This window comes from Polaribacter sp. Hel1_85, from assembly GCF_000766795.1.
Lineage (GTDB): Bacteria > Bacteroidota > Bacteroidia > Flavobacteriales > Flavobacteriaceae > Polaribacter.
Map to the genome: position 1 here is coordinate 270,833 of NZ_JPDS01000003.1, position 11,634 is coordinate 282,466.

Consider the following 11,634-nt stretch of genomic DNA (forward strand, 5'->3'; position numbering starts at 1 on the left):
ACAAAAATAGTATCTTCGTATTACTACAAAAATAGGTTATTATTGATGAAAAACATTCTAATTATTGGAGCAGGAAAATCAAGTTCATATCTAATCAAATATTTACTTGAAAAATCAAATGAAGAAAAACTACACCTAATAATAGGCGATATTTCTACAAAAAATGCTGACAAACTTATTAATAATCATAAAAATGCAGAAAGTTTAATTTTTGATGTTTTCAATTCTGAACAACGTCAAAAATTAATTAAGAAAGCAGATATTGTAATTTCTATGCTACCTGCTAGATTCCATATAGAAGTTGCCAAAGATTGTATCACTTATAACAAAAATATGGTTACAGCTTCTTACATTTCTAAAGAAATGAAAGAGTTAGATAAGGCTGCAAAAGCTAAAGGTTTGATATTAATGAATGAGATTGGTGTAGACCCAGGAATTGACCATATGAGTGCAATGCAAGTGATTGATAGAATTAGAGAAAATGATGCCAAAATGTTATTATTTGAATCTTTTACTGGTGGATTAGTTGCTCCTGAAAGTGATAACAATTTGTGGAATTATAAATTTACTTGGAATCCAAGAAATGTAGTTTTGGCAGGAAAAGGAGGAGCTGCAATGTTTATTCAAGAAGGCACATATAAATACATTCCTTATCATAAATTATTTAGAAGAACAGAATTTTTAAATATTAATGGAAGTGGAAAATTTGAAGCTTATGCAAATAGAGATTCACTTAAATATAGAGGTGTTTATGGTTTAGAAAACATTCCTACAATGTACAGAGGAACTATTAGAAAAATTGGTTTTTCAAGAGCTTGGAACATTTTTGTTCAATTAGGAATGACAGATGACTCATACACAATAGAAGATTCTGAAAATATGAGTTACAGAGATTTTGTAAACTTATTTTTAGCCTATTCTCCTTCTGATTCTGTTGAATTAAAATTACGTTCCTATTTAAAAATAGACCAAGATGATATAATGTGGGAAAAGTTAATTGAACTTGATATTTTTAATCCGAAGAAAAAAATTGGATTGATAAATGCAACTCCTGCACAAATCCTACAAAAAATATTAGAAGACTCTTGGACTTTACAAGAAGATGATAAAGATATGATTGTGATGCAACATCTTTTTGGGTACGAAATTAAGGGAGAAAAACGTCAAATAGAAAGTAGTTTGGTAGTGATTGGTGAAAACCAAACTTATACAGCAATGGCAAAAACAGTAGGTTTACCTGTTGGAATTGCAGCTTTAAAAATTTTAAAAGGAGAAATTAAAACTCCAGGAGTAAAGAGGCCAATTACCAAAGAAGTCTATGAACCTATTTTAAAGGAATTGTCTGCATATGGAATAAAATTCTCAGAAAAAAAAGTGCCTTATTTAGGATACAATCCAAATCATATAACTGGATAATTACATTTTTAAATAAAAATCTTTTGTCAAATCAATGTATTCTTTTGTGTATTGATGACGTTCAATTTCTATAATTAAACTTTCTTCTTTTATTTCTGTTTGATCAAAAGAAAGCACCGTTCCCTAGTATCTAGCAACAAAAAAAGCAGAGAGATAATGTTTCTATTTTAAAATTAAAACACTATAAAATCATAATACTCAAGGGACAGATATAACCTTTGAATAGGAAATAAATAATGAGAAAACCATTGTTTTTACAAAAAAAATTACCTTTTATATTAATATTTCAGGTTGTGTTGAATTACATATAGGTAAAAAATCCAGCGAAGCAACAACTAAAGAAGCCCTAAAACGGGTACATATAGCAATTAGTAATGCATAACGAAATTTCACAGATAATTATCATAAAATTAAGAAGAAATATTTGATAGGCTTTAATTGCTAATATTAAAGAATTATGAATATACGGTCTATTATCTTTGAAACATCTGTCTATCTGAATATTTCTAAAAAAAAACTAAAAATCAATTAAAAAAATATTGATACGCTAGTTATTGAATAAAAAACCAATTACTCTAAAAACCAATTATTTACGATATCAATTTCAACTGGTTTTATTGTTTTGTGAATAAATTCATTTTTTAATACATCGTATTCATATTCTTTTCCCCATTCAGTAACATTTTTAACAGTTTGTTTGATGCTTTCACATACAAAAAGTACCTCTGCATTAGTTATTGTTGGGTGAATAGACATTCTAATCCATCCTGGACGTTCAACCATACAGCCTTCTGATATTTGCTTTTCAATACTTTTTGAGACTTGTTGATTTACATTCAATAAAAAGTGGCCATACGTACCTGCACATGAGCAACCTCCTCGTGTTTGAATACCAAAACGATCGTTTAATAATTTTACGATTAAGTTGAAATGAACATTTTCAATATAAAATGAAAATATACCTAATCGGTCTCTATGTTGTGCTGCTAATATTTTAAGGCTTGGAATTTTCGATAATTTATCAAAAACTATTTCATTAATCTCATGCTCTCTTTTTAGCATCTTTTCAACACCCATTTTTTCTTTAAGCTGAATAGCGAGTGCTATTTTAATGGTCTGTAAAAATCCTGGCGTACCTCCATCCTCTCTGCTTTCAATATCATCAATATAATCATGATCTCCCCATGGATTTGTATAACTAACCGTTCCTCCTCCTGGGTTATCAGGCACAATATTTTTATACAATTTTTTATTAAAAACTAACACTCCTGAAGTACCTGGACCTCCCAAAAATTTATGTGGTGAAAAGAAAATAGCATCTAAATATGAATTTTCTTCACTTGAATGCATATCTATTTCTACATATGGGGCAGAACAAGCAAAATCTACAAAACAAAGCCCATTATGTTGATGAATAATATTTGCAATCTTATGATACTCTGTTCTTATTCCTGTTACATTTGAACAGGCGGTTATAGAAGCAATTTTAATCGGTCTATCTTTGTACTTTTCTAATATTTTTTCAAAACTGTCAAAACAAATTAAACCTGTTTCTTCACACGGAATTATTTCAACATCTGCAATCGTTTCTAACCAAGATGTTTGATTAGAATGATGCTCCATATGTGTAATAAAAACAATCGGTTTTAACTCATCAGGAACATTTGTATGCTCTTTAAGATTTTCAGAAACTTTTAATCCTAAAATACGCTGAAACTTATTAATAACACCTGTCATCCCTGTACCATCGGTAATTAGAATATTATCTTCATTTGCATTTACATGCTTTTTGATGATATTTCTAGACTTATGATACGCCAATGTCATTGCTGAACCAGTAATAGAAGTTTCTGTATGTGTATTGGCAACAAAAGGACCAAATTGATTTAGCATTTTCTCTTCAATAGGTCTGTATAATCGTCCACTTGCAGTCCAATCTGTATAAATAATTTCTTTTTCACCAGAAGGAGAAAGAAACATTTGATGATTACCTACAATATGTTTTTTAAATTGTTGAAAATAAATCTCTAACTCAGAAGGTGTACTTTTAGAAAGTGCTATATCCTGAACAGGTTTTTCTTTTGAAAAAATATTAGATAAAAAACTCATTTAAATTAATTGTATTTATTTTTTAATGTAAGCTATAGAGAATAAAAAAATTATATTTTTAAACCTTCAAATAACACTTTTAACTCTTTTGAAGAAGGCCTTGGGGCATTCACTGAAATAATGTTCCCTTTTAAAGTCTAGTAAAATAAAACGAGGAATTCCTAATCTTATAAGTTTTTTTTGAAATTTAAAACCCCATCTACTAACCATTTATTATATTCTTCAACATCTGGTGTGTAAGCAGTTGGATCTATTAAGTTCTCTTCTTTATGATCCATTAAAACATAAAAAGGTTGTGCATTGGCTCGGTATTTAATCGTTTGAAATTCACTCCATTTCTGACCAATATATTTTAACTTTTTCCCTGGCCTTAATTTTGATGCTATTTCTTCTCCTTCTGGCAAAGGTCTCTTATCATCTACATATAAAGAAATCAGTACCACTTCATTTTTTAAAATTGAAAGTATTTTATCTTTTGGCCAAACATTTTGTTCCATTTTACGGCAATTTACACACGCATATCCTGTGAAATCTAACAGTACTGGTTTTCCTATTTTTTTTGCATACGTCAATCCTTTATCATAATCATTAAAAGCCATAATATCATGCGGAGCCATTAAATGTGCGCCATCGGGTATTCCTGAATGATGCTCATTACCTTGTGTCCCTCCTGTTCTAGAAAATCCAACTCCATAAGGTGATTCACTATAACTTTGTGATGGTGGAAATGCGCTAATCAAATTCAATGGTGCACCCCATAATCCAGGGATTATGTAGATGGTAAATGTTAAGGAAAGAATCCCTAAACTAAGTCTTCCTACAGAAATATGTGATAAAGGAGAATCGTGTGATAATTGTATTTTTCCAAATAAATAGAAAGCTAATACTCCAAAAATAGCAATCCAAATCGCTAAAAACACTTCACGTTCTAACCAATGCAATTGCAATACTAAATCTGCATTTGATAAAAATTTAAATGCCAATGCCAATTCTAAGAATCCTAAAACAACTTTAACGGTATTTAACCAACCACCAGATTTTGGCAACGAATTTAACCAACCAGGAAAAGCTGCAAACAATGCAAACGGAATTGCTAAGGCTAATGAAAAACCTAACATTCCTACAATAGGTCCTACTTGACTACCTCCTGCAGCTGCTTCCACTAATAAAGTACCTACAATTGGCCCTGTACAAGAAAAAGAAACAATGGCTAAGGCAAGTGCCATAAAAAAGATCCCTATTACTCCTCCTCGATCAGCTTGTGCATCTACTTTTGTTCCCCAACTACTTGGCAATACTATCTCGAAAGCGCCTAAAAAGGATACTGCAAAAACGATTAATAATATGAAGAAAATAATATTAAACCACACATTTGTGGATAAGGCATTTAAGGCATCTGCACCAAAAACAGCACTGACAAGAATCCCTAGTAGCACATATATAATAACGATAGATGCTCCATAAATTACCGCATTTTTAATACCTGCAGCTTTACTTTTACTTTGCTTGGTAAAAAAACTTACCGTCATAGGAATCATTGGAAACACACATGGTGTTAACAATGCTGCAAAACCAGAGAAAAAAGCAATGATAAAAATAGTTAACAAACTTTTATCTGATGATTTTGATGTTTCATTTTTCGTTACTTTAGTTTTCTTCTCAGTTACTTTAATATTATTTTTAGCTATTGTTGAACTTGCTCCGTTTAATTTTCCTTTAATTGAAAACTCTAAATCAACAATGGTTGGTGGCAAACAGTTAGCATCATTACAAACCATAAATTCTACTTTACCTTCAATGTTCATTAAATTTTTGTTGCGTACTTTTATCCGTTGTTTAAACGTTGCTTTATTTGCGAAATATTTAATTTTCATTCCAAAAGTTGGATCATCAACAATATGCCCCTCTTCTTCTAAAGTATTTCCTACTAACTCAAAATCAGATGATTTCGTAAAAGAAAAAGTAGTTGCTATTGGACCTCCTTCTGGTACTTTCTGAGAGTATAAATGCCAATTCTCTTCAATTGAAGAAGTAATTACCAAATTGTAGTCCGTCTTTGAAATCTTTTCAACAGAGGTAGACCAAGATACTGGATCATGAATTTGTGAATACCCTAGAGAATAGATAAATAAGGCAAGTAATAAAATTATTTTTTTCATTGTTTTTGTTAATTTATTATTTTGGTTTAAATACAACTTCGTAAGATTTCCCTCCTTTAAGCACATGTTTCGCAATTCTCTGGATATCCTCTTTTGTCATTTTTTTTACAATGTCTTCAAAGTTTTTAGGATCGTTCATATTTTCATTGTATCGAAAATATGCCTTAAGTACTTGCATGTCATACCTGTTTTTATCTTTTGCTTGTATTCGTTCTTTTATAAAGTTTGTTCTTGTTTTATTTATATCTTCTTCTTTAATATCTCCATTGGCTATTTTTTGTAGTTCTGCATTCACAACATCAACTAGTTTATCCGCCATATCTGGGTTGCAATCAAATCTAAAAGACACCGTAACTTTTGATTTTGGTTCTCTAGTAAAACGAGCATTTGCCCTTGGACTATAAGCTCCACCTTCAGCTTCTCTTACCGTTTCGGTTACTCTTAATTGAAGAATATCACCTAAAGTATTCGTATAAATAACATTCCCTTTTGTATATAACATCTCTTTGCTGTAGGCAATATTAATAGTTGCCTTGGGATCCTCCATCTCTAAATAGATTTCCTTATTTATTTTATTTGAAACGCGTTCTGATGTATTATCTATAAATGTTTCATTCGTATTTTTAGTAGTTAAACTAGCTACATAAGTTTCTAAAAGAGGTTTTAATTGATTTTCTTTAACATCTCCTACAATAAAAAACTCAAAGTCTGATGCATCTGTAAAACGGTCTTTGTAAATGGTTTTAATTTTTTCAAACGAAATATCACTTGCAAAATCTTGATTAAAGATGCGCTCTTTAGGATTGTTTTTACCATAAAGAGTTACCGTTAAACTATCCCTCATTTTTTCTCCAATATTGTTAGTTCTTCTAATAATATAATTATCAATATTATTTTCAAGAACTTTAAAAGCTTGTTCGTCGAAACGTGGTTTTACAAAATACATATGAACCATTTGTAACATCGTTTCTACATCTTTTGTATTTGACGATCCAGAAAGCCCTTCAGTAATACTCCCTAAACTAATATTTACATTAGCTGTTTTTCCAGCTAAAACCTTCTTTAAATCAATAGCATTAAAATCTCCTAATCCAGACGTTCTAATTAAGTTTCCAACCAAACTAGCAGAAGGTAAGTCCTCATCACTTAGTAATGATGTTCCTCCATAGCTCATGGCACTTAAAGATATTTTATCTTTTTCTTTATCTACAAACTTATAGTGTACTTTAATACCATTATTTAAGAGGTAGGTAGTAGCTCCTGTTTCTTTATTTAAAGTTGTTGTTTCAATACTTCCTGCTTCAATATTTAAACCCGATATTAATGTTTCTCCTCCTATTGATTCGCTATAAGGTTGAATTTCAGAATTGTTCTCTACCGATGTAATAATTTGTTTTGCATCGTCCTCTGTTAAATTTTCTTGTGATGCAACACCTGTAATGCTTAAAGTTCTGTTGTTTTTAGAATACAATCGTTTCATAGTTTCATGGAGTTCTTCTTTAGTTAGACCATTAAATATTTGTTTTACAGCTTCATATTTTTTTTCTAAATCCGATATACTCTTATTTTCTAAAAAATTATTTTGAATGTCTCTAATAATTGTTCTATGCCCTATAGCAGCTTTTTTAGCAATTCTATTTTCATATGAGCTTTTTAACTGGACAATTTTTCTATCCATTTCAGATTGAGTAAAACCAAACTTTACAGCTCTTACAACCTCTGTTAGTCCTTCTGTAAATGCCTCCTTTTGTAGGTTTGGTTTAGGGCTTATTCTTAAACCTAAACTATTTGTAGTTCTTGTCATACCACGATAACTTACTCTAGCACTTAAAAAAGCGGTTTGTGGTTTTTGCTGTTGTTCAGAAATTCTGGAATTTACCATACTAGTTGCCATAGACTCTAATAAAGACCGTTTTAAATAACCTACTGTATTTATACCTTCTGTTTGTTTTTTATGACGAATACCAAAGCTAATACTTGCTGTAGAAATTTCTGGATCCATACTTAAACTGTACAGCATCTCATCATTCCCCGGAATATCAACAATAAAACGTTCTCTAGGATTTTTAACTGCTGGAATTTTTGAGAATTTTTTAATGATTTTTTGTTCAGTATCTTGTACATTTATATCTCCTATAATAGCGATAGCCTGTAAATCAGTTCTATACCAATCATGATAAAAATCACGAAGTGCCTTATAATCAAAATTTTCTACAACAGACATTAAACCAATAGGCAATCTATTCACGTATTTTGAATGATTATATACAGTAGGCATTGAGGTTTTGAATAACCGCATACTCCCACTTTGTCGAGTTCGCCATTCTTCTTTTATAACTCCACGCTCAGCATCAATTTCTTCTTCTGTTAATAATAAATAATTAGACCAATCATTTAATATTGTTAAACAGGTATCTACCAAACCATCTTTAGTAGGAATATTACTTAAATTATAAACTGTTTCATCGAATGAAGTATAAGCATTTATGTCTTTTCCGAAAACAGCTCCATGCTCTTGCAAAGTATTTAAAAGGCTTTTTCCTGGGAAATTTTTAGTACCATTAAATGCCATGTGCTCTAAAAAATGAGCCAAACCTTGCTGGTTATCATCTTCTAAAATAGACCCTACGTTTTGAATAATATAATAACTTGCAGCACCTTTTACTACATCAGTATTTTTTATATAATAGGTCATTCCATTAGGTAATATGCCTTTTTTAATGCTAACATCTTCAGTTAAAGGCATATTTAAGTTTAAAGATTGACAACTAGCAGAAAAACTAGACGACAACACAAGTAATAATAAAATAAAATGTTTCATATATTTATATATAGTTTAAAAAATTATTGTAAAAATGTTAGGAAAACACCTTAACATCCATTAGAAATAGTATTAAAAAGGGCTACTTATATAAATAACCCTTTTTGGGCTCCATTCAGAATTTTATTTTTAACTAATTCAAATAAGTTGTATTAAAAAACAAAGAAAGAGGCACAAGTAATATTGTTTATTCCTACTATAAAGAATATTAAATCTGAAGTTCATCAAACAAAGTGATTAATTCACTTTTAGAAGGCCATGGAGCATTCCATGATACAATATCCCCATTTGGATCTAATAAGATAAAACGTGGTATACTGTTAATTTTATAAGCTGTAATAAAGTCCGAACTCCAATCCTTATCTACAAGTAATTGAACGCCACCTAATTCTTTATCTGTTATCATTTTACTCCAAGCCTCTCGTTTATCTTGTGTATCTATAGAAATACTTATAAATTCTATATTCTTATCATGATATTTCTTTTCAACTTTTTCAAGGAAAGGTACCTGTCCTAAACATGGTCCGCACCAAGTTGCCCACACATCAATATATACATATTTTCCTCTAAAATCGCTTAAAGAACTTGTACTTCCTGCATTATTAATATAATCTGTAAAAACGGGAGAAGGTTGACCTTTTGATAGTGTCTTTAATATTTTATACTTTTCGGTAAAAACTTTGTTGTTTTTTTCTGAAGTAGAAACAGCAATAAAGGTCTTATAATACGTATCAATATTATCTGTATAAGCGATGTCATATTTTGCTGATGAACTTAATAAATCATTTTTAATATGTTCATTAGGGATGTCTCCAAATACTTTCAATTTCACTAAGTATTCATCAAGACCATCTTTGTCTGCTAATTGACGTGCTTTCAATTCAAAATATTGTTCAACCAAATCTTTATAATAACCCCTATGTTTATAAGCTTCTTCATTAACGTAATCCAATCCTTCTATTGGTTTAAAAAAATCTGGTGAAACTCTAAAATAGGGTTGCTCAATAAAATGTCCGTGTGTAGATTGGTATTTAATTATAGATAAAAGATAATAATTAATCAATTCCTGACGCTCAAACTGAGCAAAATCTTTGGGAAGATCTGGAAAACTATCCAAATACTTTAAAAGATTTTCTTTAATCATTAAAGCTTTAGCACTAAAATCTGACTCATTTAACAAACTATATGATTTATAATCTCCTCTTAAACTGTCTCTTCGAATATTGGTAGTAAGTAAATATTTAGTAGCATTAGAATCTGGCCCGGTTAATACAGAGGTCTTTCTCATATCTTTACCATTGGCTGTGAGGGTATATTCTCCTCCATTGGTCAAGTAAATATTAATTCTATTCATTCCTTTACCACTAAACCTGTAAGTACCTGTTCCAGAAAATATGGTATCGCAAATAAACGAACCATCTTCTGCCGTTTCAACAGTATACCTACCTCTAGCATCTTGATGAGATAGTTTAAATTTTTTCGATGGGGCATCTGAAATGGTTCCAGATAACAAAATATAATCTTTGGGAGCTTCCTCTTTACAAGAGATTATTGTTATCACAAAACTTAATACATAAATTATTTTTTTCATTTTTATTTTTTCAAAATTAAAAACTCTACTAAAAACATTCTTTTTTGTTTAAATACCTAGTTCATTAAATAACGTTATTAATTTACTATCAGAAGGTCGCGGAGCATTTGCGTTTACAATGTTACCTTTTGGATCTAATAAAATAAATTTAGGTATACCATTAATAACGTAATCCTTCATAAACTTAGATTTAAAATCGTTGTCTGCGAACAATTGTACGCCTCCAAGTTCTTTATCTTTAACCATCTTTTTCCATTTTTCATAACTACTTTGTCTATCTACAGAAATACTTACAAATTCTATATTTTTACCATGATATTTTTTTTCTATTTCTTTTAAAGCAGGTATTTCACCTATACAAGGACGACACCAAGTTGCCCAAACATCTATATATACATATTTACCTTTTAAATCATCTAAAGAAGTAGTTCCTCCTGCATAATTTACGTAGTTTTCAAATTTAGGAGATGGATTTCCTGCTTGAACCTTTTTTAAGTTTCTGTAAGACTCTGCTATAGTCTCTTTTTGTTTTTTATCAGTAGAAGCAGCCATAAAAAGGTTGTAATATTCATCAAGATGTTCCGTTCTAGTTATACTAGCTATAGTTGAACTTAATAAATCATTTTTAATGGTTTGGGTTTTAGCAGTTGAAAAAGCTTTTAAAGCTGCAATGTCTTCAGAAATATTTTCAGAGGTTTTAATTTCAGCAGCTTTATTCTTATAATAATTACTAACTAAAGATTTATAGGCTCTGGAATTTATATAATCTTCTTCGTTATCATAATCAATATTCTCTAAATCATTTAAGAAATCTGAAGGAACTTTAAAATCTTTATTCTTTGTATAATAAGCATGGTTAGATTCAAAGTTGGCCATCCTATTGAGATAGGTGTATTTTATATCTTTTTGCTGCGCTATTCTAAAACTTTCTGAAATACCTTTTGTATTACCTAATAGTTCAGTAAGAGAAGAAATGCTTGTATTCATTTTATCTTTAAATACGTCTTGCTTCAAAGTATAAATTTTTTCAGCACCATCTATTTCTTTCGCTTTTTTAGTTCTAGCTCTTAAGAAATTATTTTCTTCTGCTCCATTTCCACTAATAGCGACAGTACTATCTAATGCTTTTGAATCTGCATTAAGCGTTAAATCATAACCTTTTTCTAGATGAATATTGGTTCGCATCTTATTATATATCATTTGATACAATCCTTTTTTACCTCTAATAGTATCTTTAAAAGATCCATCACTAGATACTTGTATTGTATCTTTAAATGATCTATCATTAAAACTTAACAAAATTATTTTTTTATCTTTATTGTTTAAGAACTTACCAGAGATCAGCGCATAATCTACAGGATTTTCTTTCTTGCAAGAAACGGTAAGTATAGCTATTCCTATTATAAATAATATTTTTTTCATGAGTTTAATTTTCCTAATTTAGGTGTTAAATGAATGATTGTTATTTGTTTTTTAAACGAGTATTAAGGATTCCTGTTTCAGTTATTTTGTTTTGCTTAATTAATATCTTTTAGATA

At 29.9% G+C, this 11,634-nt stretch carries 6 protein-coding genes and 2 pseudogenes; 2 read left to right on the forward strand and 6 right to left on the reverse strand.

Going from position 1 to position 11,634, the window contains the following annotated elements; all coding sequences use genetic code 11:
• The first annotated feature begins 45 nt into the window (after positions 1-45).
• A complete protein-coding gene (locus PHEL85_RS14985; RefSeq protein ID WP_036827042.1) occupies positions 46-1,416 on the forward strand; it encodes a saccharopine dehydrogenase family protein in 1,371 nt (456 codons plus the stop codon).
• Here the strand turns inward: PHEL85_RS14985 and PHEL85_RS18170 are convergent.
• Positions 1,417-1,497, reverse strand: a pseudogene (locus PHEL85_RS18170) (tRNA (adenine-N(6)-)-methyltransferase); the annotation flags it as partial.
• A gap of 154 nt (positions 1,498-1,651) precedes the next feature.
• On the opposite strand from PHEL85_RS18170, the pseudogene PHEL85_RS18175 reads away from it, so the two are divergent.
• Positions 1,652-1,795, forward strand: a pseudogene (locus PHEL85_RS18175) (IS1595 family transposase); the annotation flags it as partial.
• A gap of 191 nt (positions 1,796-1,986) precedes the next feature.
• Here the strand turns inward: PHEL85_RS18175 and PHEL85_RS14990 are convergent.
• From PHEL85_RS14990 to PHEL85_RS15010, 5 genes are all read right to left on the reverse strand, one after another.
• Complete coding sequence (locus PHEL85_RS14990; protein WP_052108603.1) at positions 1,987-3,525, reverse strand: aminotransferase class V-fold PLP-dependent enzyme; 1,539 nt, start codon at positions 3,523-3,525, stop codon at positions 1,987-1,989.
• Positions 3,526-3,692: 167 nt separating this feature from the next.
• On the reverse strand, positions 3,693-5,684 hold the full coding sequence (locus PHEL85_RS14995) for a protein-disulfide reductase DsbD family protein (RefSeq protein ID WP_036827924.1): 1,992 nt from the start codon (positions 5,682-5,684) through the stop codon (positions 3,693-3,695).
• A gap of 16 nt (positions 5,685-5,700) precedes the next feature.
• Positions 5,701-8,505 (reverse strand): M16 family metallopeptidase, encoded by a 2,805-nt coding sequence (locus PHEL85_RS15000; RefSeq protein ID WP_036827045.1) that lies wholly within the window; start codon positions 8,503-8,505, stop codon positions 5,701-5,703.
• A gap of 208 nt (positions 8,506-8,713) precedes the next feature.
• Positions 8,714-10,096 carry a TlpA family protein disulfide reductase gene (locus PHEL85_RS17455; RefSeq protein ID WP_052108604.1) on the reverse strand — a complete coding sequence of 461 codons (1,383 nt, stop codon included), beginning with the start codon at positions 10,094-10,096 and terminating at the stop codon, positions 8,714-8,716.
• 48 nt (positions 10,097-10,144) lie between these two features.
• The gene (locus tag PHEL85_RS15010) at positions 10,145-11,518 is read right to left on the reverse strand and encodes a TlpA family protein disulfide reductase (protein WP_036827050.1); all 1,374 of its coding nucleotides are present in this window, start codon (positions 11,516-11,518) and stop codon (positions 10,145-10,147) included.
• Positions 11,519-11,634: the final 116 nt, after the last annotated feature.

Bases quoted from the DNA above. Each gene is read 5' to 3' on its own strand.
- PHEL85_RS14985 (WP_036827042.1), top strand. From the start codon at position 46: ATGAAAAACATTCTAATTATTGGAGCAGGAAAATCAAGTTCATATCTA.
- PHEL85_RS14990 (WP_052108603.1), bottom strand. From the start codon at position 3,525: ATGAGTTTTTTATCTAATATTTTTTCAAAAGAAAAACCTGTTCAGGAT.
- PHEL85_RS14995 (WP_036827924.1), bottom strand. From the start codon at position 5,684: ATGAAAAAAATAATTTTATTACTTGCCTTATTTATCTATTCTCTAGGG.
- PHEL85_RS15000 (WP_036827045.1), bottom strand. From the start codon at position 8,505: ATGAAACATTTTATTTTATTATTACTTGTGTTGTCGTCTAGTTTTTCT.
- PHEL85_RS17455 (WP_052108604.1), bottom strand. From the start codon at position 10,096: ATGAAAAAAATAATTTATGTATTAAGTTTTGTGATAACAATAATCTCT.
- PHEL85_RS15010 (WP_036827050.1), bottom strand. From the start codon at position 11,518: ATGAAAAAAATATTATTTATAATAGGAATAGCTATACTTACCGTTTCT.